The 20,326-nt window shown below is 55.1% G+C and carries 18 protein-coding genes and 1 tRNA gene; all 19 read right to left on the bottom strand.

Annotated elements, in window-relative coordinates; genetic code table 11:
* The coding region (gene tuf / locus AB5Z09_RS20775; RefSeq protein ID WP_368194691.1) for an elongation factor Tu at positions 1-1,171 on the bottom strand (1,171 nt) is incomplete at its 3' end.
* Positions 1,172-1,225: 54 nt separating this feature from the next.
* Entirely contained in the window at positions 1,226-3,331 is a 2,106-nt protein-coding gene (gene fusA / locus AB5Z09_RS20770) for an elongation factor G (RefSeq protein ID WP_021229318.1), read from the bottom strand.
* Between the two features lie 75 nt (positions 3,332-3,406).
* Positions 3,407-3,877: a 30S ribosomal protein S7 gene (gene rpsG / locus AB5Z09_RS20765; RefSeq protein WP_005339911.1), complete on the bottom strand. Its 471-nt coding sequence runs from the start codon at positions 3,875-3,877 to the stop codon at positions 3,407-3,409.
* Between the two features lie 93 nt (positions 3,878-3,970).
* A complete protein-coding gene (gene rpsL / locus AB5Z09_RS20760) occupies positions 3,971-4,345 on the bottom strand; it encodes a 30S ribosomal protein S12 (protein ID WP_005306278.1) in 375 nt (124 codons plus the stop codon).
* Positions 4,346-4,527: 182 nt separating this feature from the next.
* On the bottom strand, positions 4,528-4,806 hold the full coding sequence (tusB, locus tag AB5Z09_RS20755; protein WP_005339909.1) for a sulfurtransferase complex subunit TusB: 279 nt from the start codon (positions 4,804-4,806) through the stop codon (positions 4,528-4,530).
* 7 nt (positions 4,807-4,813) lie between these two features.
* Positions 4,814-5,173: a sulfurtransferase complex subunit TusC gene (gene tusC, locus AB5Z09_RS20750; RefSeq protein WP_368196122.1), complete on the bottom strand. Its 360-nt coding sequence runs from the start codon at positions 5,171-5,173 to the stop codon at positions 4,814-4,816.
* A gap of 8 nt (positions 5,174-5,181) precedes the next feature.
* Positions 5,182-5,574: a sulfurtransferase complex subunit TusD gene (gene tusD, locus AB5Z09_RS20745; protein ID WP_368196121.1), complete on the bottom strand. Its 393-nt coding sequence runs from the start codon at positions 5,572-5,574 to the stop codon at positions 5,182-5,184.
* Between the two features lie 84 nt (positions 5,575-5,658).
* Complete coding sequence (locus tag AB5Z09_RS20740) at positions 5,659-6,039, bottom strand: RidA family protein (protein ID WP_005339904.1); 381 nt, start codon at positions 6,037-6,039, stop codon at positions 5,659-5,661.
* Positions 6,040-6,063: 24 nt separating this feature from the next.
* On the bottom strand, positions 6,064-6,780 hold the full coding sequence (locus AB5Z09_RS20735) for a transcriptional regulator (RefSeq protein WP_005339902.1): 717 nt from the start codon (positions 6,778-6,780) through the stop codon (positions 6,064-6,066).
* A gap of 194 nt (positions 6,781-6,974) precedes the next feature.
* Entirely contained in the window at positions 6,975-11,279 is a 4,305-nt protein-coding gene (rpoC, locus tag AB5Z09_RS20730) for a DNA-directed RNA polymerase subunit beta' (RefSeq protein WP_005339899.1), read from the bottom strand.
* 91 nt (positions 11,280-11,370) lie between these two features.
* The gene (gene rpoB / locus AB5Z09_RS20725) at positions 11,371-15,399 is read right to left on the bottom strand and encodes a DNA-directed RNA polymerase subunit beta (RefSeq protein WP_005339897.1); all 4,029 of its coding nucleotides are present in this window, start codon (positions 15,397-15,399) and stop codon (positions 11,371-11,373) included.
* 224 nt (positions 15,400-15,623) lie between these two features.
* Positions 15,624-15,989, bottom strand: coding sequence for a 50S ribosomal protein L7/L12 (gene rplL / locus AB5Z09_RS20720; RefSeq protein WP_005306304.1), 366 nt, complete (start codon positions 15,987-15,989; stop codon positions 15,624-15,626).
* Between the two features lie 51 nt (positions 15,990-16,040).
* Positions 16,041-16,541, bottom strand: coding sequence for a 50S ribosomal protein L10 (rplJ, locus tag AB5Z09_RS20715; RefSeq protein ID WP_005339895.1), 501 nt, complete (start codon positions 16,539-16,541; stop codon positions 16,041-16,043).
* A 256-nt stretch (positions 16,542-16,797) separates the two neighbouring features.
* Positions 16,798-17,499, bottom strand: coding sequence for a 50S ribosomal protein L1 (rplA, locus tag AB5Z09_RS20710; RefSeq protein WP_005339888.1), 702 nt, complete (start codon positions 17,497-17,499; stop codon positions 16,798-16,800).
* Between the two features lie 4 nt (positions 17,500-17,503).
* Positions 17,504-17,932: a 50S ribosomal protein L11 gene (gene rplK / locus AB5Z09_RS20705; RefSeq protein WP_005339887.1), complete on the bottom strand. Its 429-nt coding sequence runs from the start codon at positions 17,930-17,932 to the stop codon at positions 17,504-17,506.
* Between the two features lie 134 nt (positions 17,933-18,066).
* A complete protein-coding gene (gene nusG / locus AB5Z09_RS20700; protein ID WP_005306318.1) occupies positions 18,067-18,618 on the bottom strand; it encodes a transcription termination/antitermination protein NusG in 552 nt (183 codons plus the stop codon).
* 9 nt (positions 18,619-18,627) lie between these two features.
* The gene (secE, locus tag AB5Z09_RS20695) at positions 18,628-18,999 is read right to left on the bottom strand and encodes a preprotein translocase subunit SecE (RefSeq protein WP_005306322.1); all 372 of its coding nucleotides are present in this window, start codon (positions 18,997-18,999) and stop codon (positions 18,628-18,630) included.
* Positions 19,000-19,059: 60 nt separating this feature from the next.
* Positions 19,060-19,136, bottom strand: a tRNA-Trp gene (locus AB5Z09_RS20690).
* Positions 19,137-19,189: 53 nt separating this feature from the next.
* Positions 19,190-20,326, bottom strand: a 1,137-nt coding sequence (gene tuf / locus AB5Z09_RS20685; protein WP_368196120.1) for an elongation factor Tu, incomplete at its 5' end; no start/stop codon positions are given.

Genomic DNA, 20,326 nt, shown 5'->3' with positions numbered 1-20,326 from the left:
TAGCTACAACACCAGCACCTACGGTACGGCCACCTTCACGGATAGCGAAACGCAGGCCGTCGTCCATCGCGATCGGCGCAATCAGGGTAACAACCATCTTGATGTTGTCGCCCGGCATTACCATCTCTACGCCTTCCGGCAGTTCGATGGTACCGGTCACGTCGGTAGTACGGAAGTAGAACTGCGGACGGTAGCCTTTGAAGAACGGGGTATGACGACCACCTTCTTCTTTGGACAGTACGTACACTTCAGATTCGAACTTGGTGTGCGGCTTGATAGAACCCGGCTTGGCCAGTACCTGACCACGCTCTACGTCTTCACGCTTAACACCACGCAGCAGCGCGCCGATGTTCTCGCCTGCACGACCTTCGTCCAGCAGCTTACGGAACATTTCAACACCGGTACAGGTGGTAGAAACGGTATCTTTGATACCAACGATTTCTACGGTCTCACCTACTTTAACGATACCGCGCTCTACACGACCGGTAACTACAGTACCACGGCCAGCGATAGAGAATACGTCTTCGATCGGCATCAGGAACGGCTGGTCAATCGCACGCTCCGGCTCCGGAATGTAGCTGTCCAGGTGGCCAGCCAGTTCCAGGATCTTCTCTTCCCACTGAGCTTCGCCTTCCAGCGCTTTCAGTGCAGAACCACGAACTACCGGCAGGTCATCACCCGGGAAGTCGTACTCGGACAGCAGTTCACGAACTTCCATCTCGACCAGTTCCAGCAGCTCTTCGTCATCTACCATGTCACACTTGTTCATGAACACGATGATGTACGGAACGCCTACCTGACGACCCAGCAGGATGTGCTCACGAGTCTGCGGCATCGGGCCGTCAGTCGCTGCTACTACCAGGATCGCGCCGTCCATCTGGGCAGCACCGGTGATCATGTTTTTAACGTAGTCGGCGTGACCCGGGCAATCTACGTGGGCGTAGTGACGGGTAGCGGTGTCGTATTCTACGTGGGAGGTGTTGATGGTGATACCACGCTCACGCTCTTCCGGTGCCTTGTCGATCTGGTCGAAGGCGAAAGCTTTACCACCGAAGTGCTTGGCCAGCACGTTGGTGATAGCTGCAGTCAGGGTGGTTTTACCGTGGTCAACGTGGCCGATGGTGCCGACGTTTACGTGCGGTTTATTACGCTCAAATTTTTCTTTAGACACGACGTAGTCCTTCTAGGTTAAACCCGCCTACCGTCGTAGGCGGGGAATCTTAAATTACTTGGATTTGCGCTCTTCGATCACGGCTTGTGCAACGTTGGTCGGTGCATCGTGATACTTGGCGAATTCCATGGCGTAGGAAGCACGACCCTGGGTAGCGGAACGCAGTGCAGTTGCATAACCGAACATTTCGGCCAGCGGCACCAGAGCACGTACGATCTTGCCGGACGGGCCATCTTCCATACCTTCGATCAGGCCACGACGACGGTTCAGGTCACCGATAACGTCGCCCATGTAATCTTCCGGAGTTTCAACTTCTACTTTCATGATCGGTTCGAGCAGAACCGGGTTGGCTTTCATGAAGCCAGCCTTAAAGGCCATGGAAGCAGCGATTTTGAACGCCAGTTCGGAAGAGTCGACATCGTGGTAAGAACCGAAGTGCAGACGCACACCCAGATCCATAACCGGGTAACCAGCCAGCGGACCAGATTTGAGCTGCTCACGGATACCTTTATCAACACCCGGGATGAATTCACCAGGAATGACACCACCTTTGATGTCGTTGACGAATTCGTAGGCTTTGCCTTCTTCCAGCGGGTACATGTCGATAACAACATGACCGTACTGACCGCGACCACCAGACTGCTTGGCATGCTTGCCTTCGATGTCTTTAACGGTGGTACGGATGGTTTCACGGTAAGCAACCTGCGGCTTACCTACGTTGGCTTCAACCTTGAACTCGCGACGCATACGGTCAACGATGATGTCCAGGTGCAGCTCACCCATACCAGCGATAATGGTTTGACCTGACTCTTCGTCAGTCCATACGCGGAAGGATGGATCTTCCTGAGCCAGACGGCCCAGAGCCAGACCCATCTTCTCTTGGTCAGCCTTGGTTTTCGGCTCAACCGCGATAGAAATTACCGGCTCCGGGAATTCCATACGCTCGAGGATGATCGGTGCGTTCGGGTCACACAGGGTGTCACCAGTGGTCACGTCTTTCAGACCGATGGCAGCAGCGATGTCACCAGCGCGTACTTCTTTGATCTCTTCACGCTTGTTGGCATGCATCTGAACGATACGGCCAAAACGCTCGCGCTTGTCCTTGACGGAGTTCAGCACGGTGTCACCGGAGTTGATCACGCCAGAGTAGACACGGAAGAAGGTCAGGTTACCAACGAACGGGTCGGTAGCGATCTTGAACGCCAGAGCAGAGAACGGCTCGTCATCAGAAGCATGACGCTCGTCTTTGGTCTCGCCGTCCATTTTCAGGCCGTCGATAGCAGCAACGTCGGTCGGAGCCGGCAGGTACTCGATCACGGCATCCAGCATTGCCTGTACGCCCTTGTTCTTGAACGCGGAGCCACAGGTTACCAGGATGATTTCGTTGTTCAGCACGCGCTGACGCAGAGCACCTTTGATCTCTTCCTCGGTCAGCTCTTCGCCGCCCAGGTATTTTTCCATCAGGTCTTCAGACGCTTCAGCAGCGGCTTCAACCAGATTCATGCGCATTTCTTGCGCCTGTTCCAGCAACTCGGCCGGGACGTCTTCGTAATCGAAGGATACACCCTGATCAGCTTCATTCCAGTTGATGGCTTTCATCTTGACCAGGTCAACAACGCCCTTGAAGTTCTCTTCAGAGCCGATGTTCAGCTGAAGGGGAACCGGAGTACCTTTCAGACGGGTCTTGATGTGCTCAACGCAACGCAGGAAGTTGGCGCCGGTACGGTCCATCTTGTTGACGAACGCGATACGGGGAACCTTGTACTTGTTAGCCTGACGCCATACGGTTTCAGACTGTGGCTGTACGCCACCTACGGCACAGTACACCATCACGGCACCGTCCAGAACACGCATTGAACGCTCTACTTCGATAGTAAAGTCAACGTGGCCCGGGGTATCGATGATGTTGATACGGTGCGGTTGGAACTGTTTACCCATACCGGACCAGAAAGCGGTGGTCGCGGCGGAGGTGATGGTGATACCACGCTCTTGTTCCTGTTCCATCCAGTCCATGGTGGCAGCGCCATCGTGAACTTCACCGATCTTGTGACTTACACCGGTGTAAAACAGTACGCGCTCGGTAGTAGTAGTCTTACCGGCGTCAATGTGAGCGGAGATACCGATGTTACGATAACGCTCAATGGGGGTTGTACGAGCCATTGTCATCCTCTTACTAAGGCGCTTGTCCCTAGATAATTAAAGGTGCGCAGAGTCAAAAGACCCTGCGCAAGCGGATTACCAGCGGAAGTGAGCGAAGGCTTTGTTCGCTTCAGCCATACGGTGAACGTCTTCACGTTTCTTGACAGACGAACCCTTATTGTCAGCGGCATCCAGCAGCTCGCCAGCCAGACGCTGAGCCATTGATTTTTCACCACGTTTACGAGCGGCATCAACCAACCAGCGCATTGCCAGGGCATTGCGACGTACCGGACGAACTTCTACCGGCACCTGATAGGTTGCACCACCGACGCGACGAGATTTAACCTCGACCGCCGGACGAATGTTATCCAGAGCTTCTTCGAATACGGCCAGGTGCTCTTTGCCAGATTTGGTGGCAATGATGTCCAGGGCGCCATAAACAATGGCTTCTGCAACAGATTTCTTACCGTCAACCATTACTACGTTGACAAATTTAGCCAGCAGCTCTGATCCGAACTTGGGATCTGGCAGGATTTTACGCTGACCAACAACACGACGTCTTGGCATTTCAAATTCTCCGTAACTTCAGGGATTACCCAAAACTAGAAAGCTATCTAACTAGAAACGAATTAACGTTTGGCCTTACTTAACGGAGAACCATTAAGCTTTAGGACGCTTCACGCCATACTTGGAGCGAGCCTGCTTACGGTCTTTAACACCGGCACAGTCCAACGCACCACGAACGGTGTGATAACGAACACCTGGCAAGTCTTTTACACGACCGCCACGGATCAGAACAACAGAGTGCTCTTGCAGGTTGTGACCTTCACCGCCGATGTAGGAGGTGACTTCGAAGCCGTTGGTCAGACGTACACGGCACACTTTACGCAGTGCAGAGTTAGGCTTCTTCGGGGTGGTGGTATATACACGAGTGCATACGCCACGCTTCTGAGGGCACGCTTCCAGCGCCGGCACGTTGCTTTTCACAACGAGCTTGATGCGTGGCTTGCGAACCAACTGGTTAATAGTTGCCATCAAAAGGCTCCTGATAATGACTTCATAAACGTGTGGAAAATCCTCCCCGCAGATACGGGGACGCGAAATTTTATGCCCTGTTGTCTGGGGAGTCAAGATTTATACAATTTGCGTCACAAAAGGGCAATTCGGATCCGTTTGATTTCACGACATCTCCTTGAATTTTCTTGGAAATGTGCTTATCAGCCACCCCAGGTGCGCGGGGAACCTTTTTGCGCAATCAGTGCCACCAGACCCGCCATATCGAGCACATTGCCCACCCGATGCTGCAAACCGCGAGCTTGCAGATCTTCCTGCATCACATAAAGCGGGATACCCGCCAGCCGCGCGCTCCACTGGGGAGCCGATGCCGCAATCACGGCATCCTGCATCAGTACCAGCTCATCCTCGGGCTGAAGGTATGAGAGCGCCTCTGCCAGAGCCTGACTCTGAAAAGGGGAGTTCAATATCAGATGTAACATGGAGACCTCAAAAGCTGATGTGAGTAGTACACTGCGCCCATTTACGAGCTATCTCACCCTTGGGCAGACTCTCGACGGGGATCAGCAGATCATCCACTGTCACGCCGCGCTCTGCCAGCGAGTCAGCACAAACATAGACCTCTTCGATGTCGTAGAGTTCCAGCATTTTGAAGGTGGGGGCGTAGTGGCGCTGCAAAATGGCGGCAGGCTGCTGCTCCTTGAGCAGTTGCAGCACGCCGTCCCCAATCAGGAAGAGGGCCAGCTCATCGGTCATGGCCGAGGTGGCCAGCAGGGCATCCAGTCCTTCCCGGCCGGCGGCATGGCCATGGGGGCCACGACTGCAGATAAAGGCGATTTTCTTGCTCATGACTCCCCCTAGAACTGAACCAGCCGATCGGCGGTGAGCGCCGCCTCGGCCAACTGGCCCAGACCGCTCAGGCAAAATGGCGGTTGCAGATTGAAGTGCACCTGCCCTGCCCCCTTGGCTTCCTGTTCATCGAGCACACCGCGCCGCATGGCGGCGGCGACACAGACGTCGATACGGATCCCCTGTTCTTCTGCCAGCTCTCGCCACAGACGCACCAGGTCAGTCTCATCGGATGCAGGCAGATGCAGACCGTTGCCGTTGCAGACCCCATCCTGATAGAAGAACAGGTGGGACAAGGTATGCCCCTGTGTCAACAGGGTGCGGGCAAAACGATAGGCTGTGCTGGCCGATTGGGTGCCATAGGCAGGCCCCGTGACCAGGATGGCAAAACTCAGACTCATAGCAGGACTCCTGTGCTGACCCGGTCCATTTTACGCCAAAAACAAAAAAGCCCCTGCCAGGAGGGGCTTGATTCAATCTGTTGATCAGAGATGGGCAATCGCCTCGACCTCGACCAGCACATCTTTCGGCAGACGAGCCACCTCTACGCAGGAGCGGGCTGGCGCAGCATCGCCAAAGTAGCGGGCATAGACCTGATTGAAGGCAACGAAGTTGTTCATGTCGCTCAGGAAGCAGGTGGTTTTGACCACTTTGCTGGCATCGGCACCGGCAGCGTGCAACACGGCGACCAGATTCTTCATCACCCGTTCGGCCTGCTCTTCGATGCCGCCGGCCACGATCTCCATGGTGGCAGGATCGAGCGGGATCTGCCCGGAGGTGAAGATCATCTCGCCAACCTTGGTAGCCTGAACATACGGACCAATCGCGGCAGGCGCCTTGTCGGTTGCAATTACTTCTTTAGCCATTCATCTATCCCCTTCTGGAATGAGTTACTCGTTCTCGTCTTCACCCTGCTTTCGCTGTCGGATGTAAAGATAAACGGTATGTTTTGAAATATTGAGTTTGTCCGCCACCAGATTGATCGAATCCTTGATATCGAAAATGCCCTTCTCGAACAGCTGGGTCACGATGAAGCGGTTCTTGGCATTGTTGGCCACGGTGGGATCGCGATTGATCTCGTCGATGGTGTTATCCACCGTCTGGGCAACCAGCTCTTCCACACTGTTGGCGAAGGTCTCTGGTGACTGACGCGCCGCCTGCTGGGGCGTCGGGAAAAATTCGGCCACGAACTCGTGGAAAGGCGCATTGATGTGCAGGTTGATGCAGATAAGCCCCACTACTTGCCGCTCGCTGTTGCGAATGGCGATGGTGCTCGACTTCATCAGCGCGCCGGTACGGCTGCGAGCGAAATAGCTCTGGGTGTAATCCTGGCCGGTGCTCTCGATGTCCTTGAGCATGCGCAGGGCGAGATCGGTGATGGGCGCCCCGAGGGTGCGTCCGGTATTGAAGCCGTTGGCGATCTTGATCACCGACTCGTGCAGATTTTCCAGGGAGTGGAGTACCACTTCACAATGCTTGCCGAACAGCTCGGCCAAGCCATCGATGAGCCCATCGTATGAGCGCAACAATTCCCTGTCTTCATCTGTAAAAGTGCGGCTGATCAGCTGTTCTTCGGGAAGCATGGCTTCCTCGATACCGACAGTCATGTTCTACCCCTGTAATAACCATTCAACTTTCCCGAGTTTTAAATTGCAGGGGAGTAAAGTCAACTTTTTTTGATTTTTTACTCTACAACTTTGCTCTGGATCATCCTGAAACCCGCGCTGCGTCTACCTTTGCCGAGGAATTGGCCAACAAAAAGGGCTCCTTGAAGGAGCCCTTTTCAATCACGGATGACGAGTTACTCTTCGTCGAAGCTACCGGCTGCGTTCAGCAGATCCGCCAGGTTCTGCTCCGCTTCATCAGCGGTCACCTGCGGGGTGCCAACAGCACGAGCTGCGGCAGCACGCTGGTTGATCCGGCTGTGGTGGTAGGCAAAGCCGGTACCAGCCGGGATCAGACGACCCACGATGACGTTCTCTTTCAGACCACGCAGTTCATCACGCTTGCCACCTACGGCGGCTTCGGTCAGAACGCGAGTGGTTTCCTGGAAGGAAGCCGCGGAGATGAAGGACTCGGTGCTCAGAGATGCCTTGGTAATACCCATCAGAACATGACGGTAGGTCGCAGGGGTCTTGCCCTCGGCAACCAGCTTACGGTTGGCAATCTTCACACGAGCCACTTCAACCTGTTCGCCTTCGATCAGATCGGTATCGCCAGCGCTCAGGATCTCGCACTTGCGCAGCATCTGACGAACGATGACTTCGATGTGCTTGTCGTTGATCTTAACGCCTTGCAGACGGTAAACGTCCTGCACTTCGTTGGCGATGTAGTTGGCGACCGGGCTGATACCGCGCAGACGCAGGATGTCGTGCGCAGACTCAGGACCGTCCGCCAGCACTTCACCCTTCTCAACTTTTTCACCTTCGAACACGTTCAGGTTACGCCACTTCGGAATCATCTCTTCGTAGACGTTGCCACCATCGGTCGGGGTGATGACCAGACGGCGTTTGCCCTTGGTCTCTTTCCCGAAGGAGATGGTACCGGAGATCTCGGCCAGAATTGCCGGTTCCTTCGGTTGACGTGCTTCGAACAGATCCGCAACGCGCGGCAGACCACCGGTGATGTCCTTGGTACCGCCGGACTCTTGCGGGATACGCGCTACCGCGTCACCCACGCCCACGTTGGCACCATCTTCCAGGTTCACGATCGCCTTGCCCGGCAGGAAGTACTGGGCAGCTACATCGGTACCCGGGATCATCACGTCTTTGCCGTTCAGGTCGACCAGTTTAACGGTCGGACGCATCTCTTTACCGGCGCTCGGACGCTCGTTGACATCCAGAACAACGATAGAAGAGAGACCGGTCAGCTCGTCGGTCTGACGAGTGATGGTCACGCCATCGATCATGTGTTCGAACTGCAGGCGACCTGCCACTTCGGTGATGATCGGGTGGGTGTGCGGATCCCAGTTGGCAACGGTCTCGCCAGCGCTCACGGCCTGGCCGTCCTTCACTTCCAGCACGGAACCGTAAGGCAGCTTGTGGCTTTCCTTGGTACGGCCCATGTCGTCCATGATGGTCAGTTCGGTAGAACGTGAGGTGATAACCAGTTTGTCATCGCTGTTGTGAACGAACTTGGCGTTCTGCAGCTTGATGGTACCGGTGTTCTTGACCTGGATGCTGCTTTCAGCAGCGGCACGAGATGCAGCACCACCGATGTGGAAAGTACGCATCGTCAGCTGGGTACCCGGTTCACCGATGGACTGGGCGGCGATAACACCGACAGCCTCACCCTTGTTAACCAGGTGACCACGGGCCAGATCACGGCCGTAGCAGTGAGCACAGTTACCGAAGTCAGTTTCACAGGTGATGGCAGAACGTACCTTCACACGGTCAACGGAGTTACGCTCCAGCAGGTCACACAGTTGCTCATCGAGCAGGGTGTTGCGAGCAACCAGGATCTCGTCCTCGGTACCCGGCTTGATGACATCTTCTGCCACCACACGACCCAGCACGCGCTCACGCAGCGGCTCGACCACATCGCCACCCTCGATCAGCGGAGTCATCCACAGACCGTCGGTAGTGCCGCAATCGTCCTCGGTGATCACCATGTCCTGCGCCACGTCTACCAGACGACGAGTCAGGTAACCGGAGTTCGCAGTCTTCAGTGCGGTATCCGCCAGACCCTTACGAGCACCGTGGGTAGAGATAAAGTACTGCAGTACGTTCAGACCTTCGCGGAAGTTCGCGATGATCGGGGTCTCGATGATGGAGCCATCCGGCTTGGCCATCAGGCCACGCATACCGGCCAGCTGACGGATCTGGGCGGCTGAACCACGCGCACCAGAGTCGGCCATCATAAAGATGCTGTTGAACGAGGCCTGCTCTTCTTCTTCACCCAGCGAGTTGACGTTACGCTCTTTGGACAAGTTCTCCATCATGGCCTTGGAGACGCGCTCGTTGGCGCTGGCCCAGATATCGATAACCTTGTTGTAACGCTCGCCCGCAGTTACCAGACCTGACAGGAACTGGTCCTGGATCTCGGCAACTTCGGCTTCGGCTGCTGCGATGATGTCTTTCTTGGCATCCGGGATGACCATGTCATCGATACCAACGGAAGCACCGGACAGGGCCGCGTAGTGGAAACCGGTATACATCAGCTGGTCAGCGAAGATAACGGTGTCCTTCAGGCCCTGCTTGCGATAGCAGGTGTTCAGCAGACGGGAGATGAGCTTTTTGCCCAGCGCCTTGTTGGATACGCACTTGATCCAGTTCTGCGGATTGGCATCCAGATCAGCCTGTTCTGCAGCAGTCAGCACCTTCGGCTCGTCGATCAGGGCGTATTCCATACCTTTCGGCAGGATCAGGCTCAGGATCGCACGACCAACGGTGGTGTTCTTCATCTCGGTGTGTTCACGCAGAGAACCGTCTTCCTGACGCAGGTATTCGGTAATGCGTACTTTCACACGAGCATGCAGATCGGCCAGACCGGCGCGATATACTTTCTCGGCTTCTTTGGGGCCGGCCAGCACCATACCTTCGCCTTTGGCGTTGATACGGGCACGGGTCATGTAGTACAGACCCAAGACCACGTCCTGAGAAGGAACGATGATCGGCTCACCGGAAGCAGGCGACAGGATGTTGTTGGTAGACATCATCAGCGCACGCGCTTCCAGCTGGGCTTCCAGGGTCAGCGGTACGTGGACCGCCATCTGGTCACCATCGAAGTCCGCGTTATACGCAGCACAAACCAGCGGGTGCAGCTGGATTGCCTTGCCTTCGACCAGAGTCGGTTCGAATGCCTGGATACCCAGACGGTGCAGAGTCGGTGCACGGTTCAGCAGAACCGGGTGTTCGCGGATCACTTCGTCCAGGATATCCCAAACGACAGCTTCCTCGCGCTCCACCATCTTCTTGGCGGCCTTGATAGTGGTCGCCAGACCGCGGGTTTCCAGCTTGCCATAGATGAACGGCTTGAACAGTTCCAGCGCCATCTTCTTCGGCAGACCGCACTGATGCAGACGCAGAGTCGGGCCTACGGTGATAACGGAACGACCGGAGTAGTCGACACGCTTACCGAGCAGGTTCTGACGGAAACGACCCTGCTTACCCTTGATCATGTCGGCCAGGGATTTCAGCGGGCGCTTGTTGGAACCGGTGATGGCACGACCGCGACGGCCGTTATCCAGCAGCGCATCGACGGACTCTTGCAGCATACGCTTTTCGTTGCGCACGATGATGTCCGGAGCAGCCAGATCCAGCAGACGCTTCAAGCGGTTGTTACGGTTGATCACGCGACGGTACAGATCGTTCAGATCGGAAGTCGCGAAACGGCCGCCGTCCAGCGGTACCAGCGGACGCAGGTCCGGCGGCAGCACAGGCAGCACTGTCATGATCATCCACTCCGGCTTGTTGCCGGACTGCAGGAAAGCTTCCATCAGCTTCAGACGCTTGGTGGTCTTCTTGCGCTTGGTCTCGGAGTTGGTTTGATCCAGCTCCTCACGCATGGTTTTGACTTCACCTTCCAGATCGATAGCGCGCAGCAATGCCAGGATTGCTTCGGCACCCATCTTGGCGTCAAATTCGTCGCCCCACTCTTCCAGCGCATCCAGGTACTGCTCTTCAGAGAGCATCTGGCTGCGTTCGAGGTTGGTCATACCCGGCTCGATTACGACGAAAGATTCGAAGTAGAGCACGCGCTCGATGTCGCGCAGGGTCATGTCCAGCAGCAGACCGATACGGGACGGCAGGGACTTCAGGAACCAGATGTGGGCAGTCGGGCTGGCCAGCTCGATGTGGCCCATACGCTCACGACGGACCTTGGTCTGGGTCACTTCAACGCCGCACTTCTCACAGATCACACCACGGTGTTTCAGGCGCTTGTACTTGCCGCACAGACACTCGTAGTCCTTCACCGGTCCGAAGATACGGGCGCAGAACAGACCATCACGCTCCGGCTTGAAAGTCCGGTAGTTGATGGTCTCAGGCTTTTTGACCTCACCGAATGACCAGGAGCGGATCATGTCAGGAGAGGCCAGACCGATCTTGATACTGTCAAACTCTTCGGTCTTGGTCTGAGCCTTCAAAAACTTGAGTAAGTCTTTCACGTGTTTCCCCTGTCAGGAGTCTAACCTCGGCGCCCCGGCTGCCAAAACAGCGGGGCGCCCACGTCAATTCTCGAACAATAAGAGCGAGCTCTTACTCTTCGTCCAGCTCGATGTTGATACCCAGAGAGCGGATTTCCTTCAGCAATACGTTGAAGGATTCGGGCATGCCCGGCTCCATACGGTGGTCGCCATCCACGATGTTCTTATACATCTTGGTACGGCCATTCACATCGTCAGACTTGACGGTCAGCATTTCCTGCAGGGTATATGCCGCACCGTAAGCCTCCAGGGCCCACACTTCCATCTCACCGAAACGCTGACCACCGAACTGAGCCTTACCACCCAGCGGCTGCTGGGTAACCAGGCTGTAAGAACCGGTAGAACGCGCGTGCATCTTGTCGTCGACCAAGTGGTTCAGCTTGAGCATGTACATGTAACCAACGGTTACTTTACGCTCGAAGCGGTTACCGGTACGGCCATCGAACAGATCAATCTGACCGGATTCCGGCAGATCGGCCAGCTTCAGCAGTGCTTTGATTTCGCGCTCTTTGGCACCATCAAAGACCGGAGTAGCAACCGGCAGACCCTTACGCAGGTTACCCACCAGGGTACGTACGTCGTCATCAGACAGTTCGGCGATGTTCACTTGCTGGGTGTCCTTCTCGCCCAGGTCATAGACCTGTTGCAGGAAGTTGCGCATCTCGTGCAGCTCGCGCTGCTCTTTGACCATGCGATCGATCTTCTCGCCGATACCCTTGGCCGCAAGGCCCAGGTGCACTTCGAGGATCTGACCGATGTTCATACGGGATGGTACGCCCAACGGGTTCAGTACGATGTCGACCGGACGGCCGAACTCGTCATGAGGCATATCCTCGACCGGACAGATCTTGGAGATAACACCCTTGTTACCGTGACGGCCCGCCATCTTGTCACCCGGCTGGATGCGACGCTTGACTGCCAGATAAACCTTGACGATTTTCAGTACGCCCGGCGCCAGATCATCACCCTGGATAATCTTGCGACGCTTGTTCTCGAATTTCTTGTCGAACTCGGCTTTCAGCTCAACGTGCTGTTCAGCGATCTGTTCCAGTTCGGTCTGCTTGCCTTCGTCTTCGATGGCCAGTTCAAACCACTTGGAGCGATCGAGCTTGTTCAGACGATCTTCGCTGTAACCGGCGGCCAGCAGCAGGTTGCGGGAGCGGCCGAAAATGCCGTCTTCCAGGATCTTGAACTCTTCGGTCAAGTCCTTCTTCGCTTCCTTCAGCTGCATCTCTTCGATTTCTTTGGCGCGCTTGTCTTTTTCCACGCCATCGCGGGTAAAGACTTGCACGTCAACCACGGTACCGTACACACCGTTCGGTACACGCAGGGAGGAGTCCTTCACGTCGGACGCCTTCTCACCGAAGATGGCGCGCAGCAGCTTCTCTTCCGGCGTCAGCTGGGTTTCACCTTTCGGCGTTACCTTACCGACCAGAATGTCGCCGCCCTTCACTTCGGCACCCACGTAGACGATACCGGACTCGTCCAGCTTGGACAGAGCGGCTTCACCCACGTTCGGGATGTCAGCAGTGATCTCTTCCGGACCCAGCTTGGTGTCACGGGAGATACAAGCCAGTTCCTGGATATGGATGGTGGTCAGGCGATCTTCCTGAACAACACGCTCGTTCACCAGGATCGAGTCTTCGAAGTTGTAACCGTTCCACGGCATGAACGCGACGCGCATGTTCTGACCCAGCGCCAGTTCACCCAGATCGGTGGACGGGCCGTCCGCCAGTACGTCGCCAGCCATGACCGGCTCACCCAACATCACACAAGGACGCTGGTTGATACAGGTGTTCTGGTTGGAACGGGTGTATTTGGTCAGGTTGTAGATGTCGATACCGGCTTCGCCTGGCATCAGCTCATCTTCATTGACCTTCAGGACGATACGGGAGGCATCGACATAGTCGATTACGCCGCCACGCTTGGCCACTACGGTTACACCGGAGTCAACGGCCACAGCGCGTTCCATACCGGTACCTACCAGCGGCTTGTCAGCACGCAGAGTCGGTACAGCCTGACGTTGCATGTTTGAACCCATCAATGCGCGGTTCGCGTCATCGTGTTCCAGGAACGGGATCAGAGCCGCTGCCACAGATACGATCTGCTGCGGGCTCACGTCCATATACTGGATCTGGTCGGCGTTCATAAAGGTGGATTCACCTTTGTGACGGCACGGGATCAATTCATCTTTCAGACGGCCATCTTCGGTGGTCGCGGCGTTAGCCTGTGCGATCACGTACTTGCCTTCTTCAATAGCAGACAGGTAGTCCACTTCGTCGGTGATCACACCGTCAATGACCTTACGGTACGGGGTCTCGAGGAAACCGTACTCGTTGGTACGAGAGTACACGGACAGAGAGTTGATCAGACCGATGTTCGGACCTTCAGGAGTCTCGATAGGGCACAGACGACCGTAGTGAGTCGGGTGTACGTCTCGGACTTCAAAGCCGGCACGCTCACGAGTCAAACCGCCCGGGCCCAGCGCGGAGATACGACGCTTGTGGGTCACTTCGGAGAGCGGGTTGTTCTGGTCCATAAACTGGGACAGCTGGCTGGAACCAAAGAACTCTTTGACTGCGGCGGAGATCGGCTTGGCGTTGATCAGATCCTGCGGCATCAGGGTGTCCAGGTCGCCCAGGGAGAGACGCTCCTTGACCGCACGCTCGACACGCACCAGACCGACGCGGAACTGGTTTTCAGCCATTTCACCGACAGAACGGATACGACGGTTACCCAGGTGGTCGATATCGTCCACTTCGTCGTTACCGTTACGGATGTCGATCAGGCGCTTCATCACATCGACGATGTCGTCTTTGGTCAGTACGCCCGCGCCAGTCTCGTCTTCACGACCCAGACGGCGGTTGAACTTCATCCGACCTACGGTAGACAGGTCGTAACGCTCGGCGGAGAAGAACAGGTTTTCGAACAGCTGTTCTGCAGCTTCGCGAGTAGGCGGCTCGCCCGGACGCATCATGCGATAGATCTCGACCAGCGCTTCCAAACGGTTGGAGCTGGAGTCGACACGCAGGGTCTCGGACATGTAAGCACCGTGATCCAGTTCGTTGGTGAACAGAACCTCGAAATGCTTGAAGCCGGCTTGGGACAGGTTGGCGATCGCTTCCAGGCTCAGCGCCTGGTTGGCGGTCACGACCATCTCGCCAGTTTGTGGATGTGCGTAGTCCTTGGCAGCAACTTTGCCAACAACATACTCAACCGGTACCTCAATCTGGGTAACGGCGTCTTTTTCCAACTGACGGATGTGACGCGCAGTCACACGACGACCGGTCTCAACCACCACGGCGCCATTGGCCACGATGTCAAAGGTCGCTGTTTCACCACGCAGACGCTCCGGCACCAGATCCATCATCAACTTGCCATCTTTCACTTCAAAACCGATGGTCTCGAAGAAGGTGGCCAGGATTTGTTCGGAAGTGAAGTCCAGGGCGCGCAGAATAATGGATGCTGGCAGTTTGCGACGACGGTCGATACGGACAAACAGGTTGTCTTTCGCATCGAACTCGAAGTCCAGCCAGGAGCCACGGTAGGGGATAACGCGAGCGTTATACAGTACCTTACCGGATGAATGAGTTTTGCCTTTATCGTGGTCGAAGAAGACGCCCGGGCTGCGGTGCAGCTGGGAGACGATAACCCGCTCGGTACCATTGATAACAAAGGTGCCGTTCTCGGTCATGAGCGGAATTTCGCCCATGTATACTTCTTGTTCCTTGATGTCTTTGACGGTGCCGGCAGCTGCTTCACGGTCGTACAGAACCATACGAAGCTTGACACGCAGCGGCGCGGAGTAGGTCACTCCACGGATCTGGCATTCTTTTACGTCAAATACCGGCTCACCCAGGCGATAGCTGACATACTGAAGCTCAGCACTACCGGAGTAACTGGTGATCGGGAAAACGCTACGGAAAGCGGCCTCTAGGCCATATTCACCTTCCGGGTCAGCCTCGATGAACTGCTTGAAGGAGTCCAGCTGAATGGACAACAGATAAGGCGTGTCCAGTACCTGGTCTCGCTTACCGAAGTCCTTACGAATGCGTTTTTTTTCGGTATAAGAGTAAACCATAGGGTTCCTCAGCTCGCTGATAAGTGACCCACTCTGTCCCGCGGGACAGCTCTGTCTCAACACCGTTTTGTGTTGGCCCGGACGAAAGAAGACAGTCCGGATTGCTGGTGCACCGAGAGTCGTAAACGGTGTGAAATGCTCTCAGTCTACAGCGCAAAAAGGCTGGTGAACAAAAATTCACCAGCCCTAGCCTGTTTTATCAGGCTAATCTACATAAATGCAGATTATTTGATCTCAACAGAAGCACCGGCAGCTTCCAGCTCTTTCTTCAGAGCTTCAGCTTCGTCCTTGGACACGCCTTCCTTCAGGTTAGCCGGAGCAGCTTCTACCAGATCTTTGGCTTCTTTCAGGCCCAGACCGGTAGCGCCACGAACGGCTTTGATAACGGCAACTTTGTTGGCGCCAGCAGCAGTCAGAACTACGTCGAACTCGGTCTTCTCTTCTACTGCTTCAGCAGCAGCCGGGCCAGCCATTACGGCAGCAGCGGCAGAAACACCGAACTTCTCTTCCATAGCTTCGATCAGCTCAACAACTTCCATTACGGACATGGAAGCAACGGCTTCGATGATTTGGTCTTTAGTGATAGACATGACAAAAATTCCTGATGTTGAATAAACTCAAACAGCCTAAATAGGCGAGAATCAAGCAGCAGCTTGTTTCTGGTCGCGAACAGCAGCGATAGTACGAACCAGCTTGCCAGCAGAGGCTTCTTTCATAGTCGCCATCAACTTCGCAATTGCTTCTTCGTAAGTCGGCAGCGTGGCCAGACGATCAATTTGTGCTGCGGCGATAAACTCACCGTTAAAAGCGCCAGCCTTGATTTCGAACTTTTGGTTCGCTTTGGCAAACTCTTTGAACAGACGAGCAGCAGCGCCCGGGTGTTCGTTAGAGAAAGCAATCAAGGTAGGACCGGTAAATGCGTCGTTCAGGCACTCGTATTCGGTACCTTCTACCGCGCGACGCAGCAGGGTGTTACGCACAACGCGCATGTACACACCGGCTTCACGAGCGGTTTTACGCAGGACGGTCATCTTGTCTACAGTTACACCGCGAGAATCGGCAACAACTGCAGAAAGAGCGCCTTTGGCAGCTTCGTTGACTTCAGCAACAATTGCCTTTTTGTCTTCGAGTCCCAATGCCATTGGCTTAACTCCTGGATTGAATCCGGGTCTATTGACCCAGTACTGACACATCCCCCCTACCTTTACAACAGAGGGGAACGATGCGGTAGCAGGATTCCAGAAGAGAAAGAATCTTTCTCGCTGGGTTTCCGGCACCGTCTACGCAGGAAACATTAAGGCTTTGCAGCCTCCTGCGGTCTTGGACGGAGGTCGAAACCCCCAACCAATCAAGGCGCAAAATTATAGATTAAATTTTGCGCCTTGTAAAACCCATCAATTAGGCCTGAGCTTCCAGAGAAGCTTGGTCTACGGCAACACCGGCACCCATGGTGGTGGAGATGCTGACTTTCTTGATGAATTGACCTTTGGCGGAAGAGGGCTTGCCTTTTTTCAGGGCAACCAGCAGAGCTTCCAAGTTTTCTTTCAGCTGAACTTCGTTGAAAGAAACCTTACCCAGAGTGGTATGGATGATACCATTCTTGTCGTTACGGTAACGAACCTGACCAGCCTTGGCGTTCTTGACAGCTTCGGCAACGTTAGGAGTTACAGTACCAACTTTCGGGTTCGGCATCAGGCCGCGCGGGCCCAGGATTTGACCCAGTTGACCAACAACGCGCATGGCATCCGGGGATGCGATAACTACGTCGAAGTTCATCTCGCCTTTCTTAACCAGATCGGCCAGGTCATCCATACCTACCAGGTCAGCACCGGCAGCTTTTGCTGCTTCGGCGTTGGCACCTTGAGTAAATACGGCAACGCGTACATCACGACCGGTACCGTGCGGCAGTACAGTAGCACCACGTACGTTCTGGTCAGATTTACGAGCGTCGATACCCAAGTTGACAGCAACGTCAACGCTTTCAACGAACTTGGCGGTAGCCAGTTCTTTCAGCAGGGCAATGGCTTCGTTGATGGAGTACTCTTTGGTACCGTCAACTTTTTCGCGAATAACGCGCATACGCTTGGAAAGTTTAGCCATTGTCTTAATCCTCCACTACCAGACCCATGGAACGAGCGGAGCCTGCGATGCAACGTACTTTTGCATCCAGATCGGCACCAGTCATATCCGGCTCTTTGGTCTTGGCGATTTCTTGCAGCTGAGCAACGGTCACCTTACCAACCTTGTCTTTGTTCGGCTTGGAAGAACCAGACTTGATGCCAGCAGCTTTCTTCAGCAGGAAGGAAGCAGGCGGAGTCTTGGTTTCGAAGGTGAAGGAACGGTCGCTGTAAACGGTGATCACGACCGGAGTCGGTGAACCTTTTTCCAGCTTCTCTGTACGAGCGTTGAACGCCTTACAGAATTCCATGATGTTAACACCGTGTTGACCCAGTGCAGGACCAACGGGAGGAGACGGGTTGGCTGCACCAGCAGCAACCTGCAGCTTGATATAAGCTGTGACTTTCTTAGCCATTAGGAAAATACCTCAAAAATGGGTTCTAGCGCCTCGGAGACTTGCTCCTGCAAACGGCTCCCCAACTAATAAAGGGGCAGCGAATTATAGAGATATTCGCTGCCCCTGACAACCGTTAAACGTACAGAATTCAATCAGCCTTTTTCGACCTGACCAAAATCCAGTTCAACAGGAGTAGAACGACCGAAGATCAGTACAGAGACCTTCACGCGGCTCTTCTCATAATCTACCTCTTCAACGGTACCGTTGAAGTCGGCAAACGGACCATCGGCAACCCGCACCATTTCACCCGGTTCAAACAGGGTTTTCGGACGCGGCTTGTCGTGGGCATCCTGCAGACGGTTCAGGATGGCATCGGCCTCTTTGTCGGAGATCGGTGCCGGACGGTCGGAAGTACCGCCGATGAAGCCCATTACACGCGGTACGTTACGCACCAGGTGCCATGTGGTTTCATCCATGATCATCTGGACCAGGACATAACCCGGGAAAAACTTGCGCTCACTCTTGCGCTTCTGGCCAGCACGCATCTCGACCACTTCTTCGGTCGGGACCAGTACTTCACCGAACATGTCTTCCATGCCATGCATCTTGATATGTTCGCGCAGGGACTTGGCTACACGGCCTTCATAGCCGGAAAAAGCCTGCACGACATACCATCTCATACGTTGTTCACGTTGTTCAGTCATGGCTTATCCTTACACACCGGTAATCAGGTTGACCAACCAGACCAAGGCACCGTCCAGAACGAACAGCAGCAGCCCCATCACGGCGGTCACCGCCAGCACAATCAGGGTTGTCTGAATGGCTTCCTGACGGGTCGGCCATACGACCTTGCGGACTTCCAGGCGAGACTCACGGGCGAATGCCAGTGTTGCCTTTCCCTTGGTGGTTTGCAGGGCTACTGCACCGGCAGCAGCAATGACAACGACCACACCCAGGGCGCGGACGGCAGCGACAACATCGTTGAGCAGGTAATTACCCACTACAGCGGCCGCCAGGATAATGAAAACCAGGCCCCAAAGCAGGGTATCCTTGCTTCCGCCCTGGCTCTCAGAACTAACACTCATACAACCCACCTGTATCTGACGTAACCAAAGACACAAAAGCCCCGTACGAGACGAGGTATATGGCAGGGGCGGCAGGACTCGAACCCGCAACCATCGGTTTTGGAGACCGCTGTTCTACCAATTCGAACTACGCCCCTACACAAGAAAGCCCCTATTATAGGGGCTTTGCTTTATTTATGTAAGCCAAAGATTAAGCGATAACTTTAGCTACAACACCAGCACCTACGGTACGGCCACCTTCACGGATAGCGAAACGCAGGCCGTCGTCCATCGCGATCGGCGCAATCAGGGTAACAACCATCTTGATGTTGTCGCCCGGCATTACCATCTCTACGCCTTCCGGCAGTTCGATGGTACCGGTCACGTCGGTAGTACGGAAGTAGAACTGCGGACGGTAGCCTTTGAAGAACGGGGTATGACGACCACCTTCTTCTTTGGACAGTACGTACACTTCAGATTCGAACTTGGTGTGCGGCTTGATAGAACCCGGCTTGGCCAGTACCTGACCACGCTCTACGTCTTCACGCTTAACACCACGCAGCAGCGCGCCGATGTTCTCGCCTGCACGACCTTCGTCCAGCAGCTTACGGAACATTTCAACACCGGTACAGGTGGTAGAAACGGTATCTTTGATACCAACGATTTCTACGGTCTCACCTACTTTAACGATACCGCGCTCTACACGACCGGTAACTACAGTACCACGGCCAGCGATAGAGAATACGTCTTCGATCGGCATCAGGAACGGCTGGTCAATCGCACGCTCCGGCTCCGGAATGTAGCTGTCCAGGTGGCCAGCCAGTTCCAGGATCTTCTCTTCCCACTGAGCTTCGCCTTCCAGCGCTTTCAGTGCAGAACCACGAACTACCGGCAGGTCATCACCCGGGAAGTCGTACTCGGACAGCAGTTCACGAACTTCCATCTCGACCAGTTCCAGCAGCTCTTCGTCATCTACCATGTCACACTTGTTCATGAACACGATGATGTACGGAACGCCTACCTGACGACCCAGCAGGATGTGCTCACGAGTCTGCGGCATCGGGCCGTCAGTCGCTGCTACTACCAGGATCGCGCCGTCCATCTGGGCAGCACCGGTGATCATGTTTTTAACGTAGTCGGCGTGACCCGGGCAATCTACGTGGGCGTAGTGACGGGTAGCGGTGTCGTATTCTACGTGGGAGGTGTTGATGGTGATACCACGCTCACGCTCTTCCGGTGCCTTGTCGATCTGGTCGAAGGCGAAAGCTTTACCACCGAAGTGCTTGGCCAGCACGTTGGTGATAGCTGCAGTCAGGGTGGTTTTACCGTGGTCAACGTGGCCGATGGT

This window comes from Aeromonas sp. R2-2, from assembly GCF_040908355.1.
In the GTDB taxonomy this organism is placed as follows: Bacteria; Pseudomonadota; Gammaproteobacteria; order Enterobacterales; family Aeromonadaceae; genus Aeromonas; species Aeromonas veronii.
Note: the sequence above shows the minus strand (reverse complement) of the source record. Positions and strands in the feature narration are given on the sequence as shown.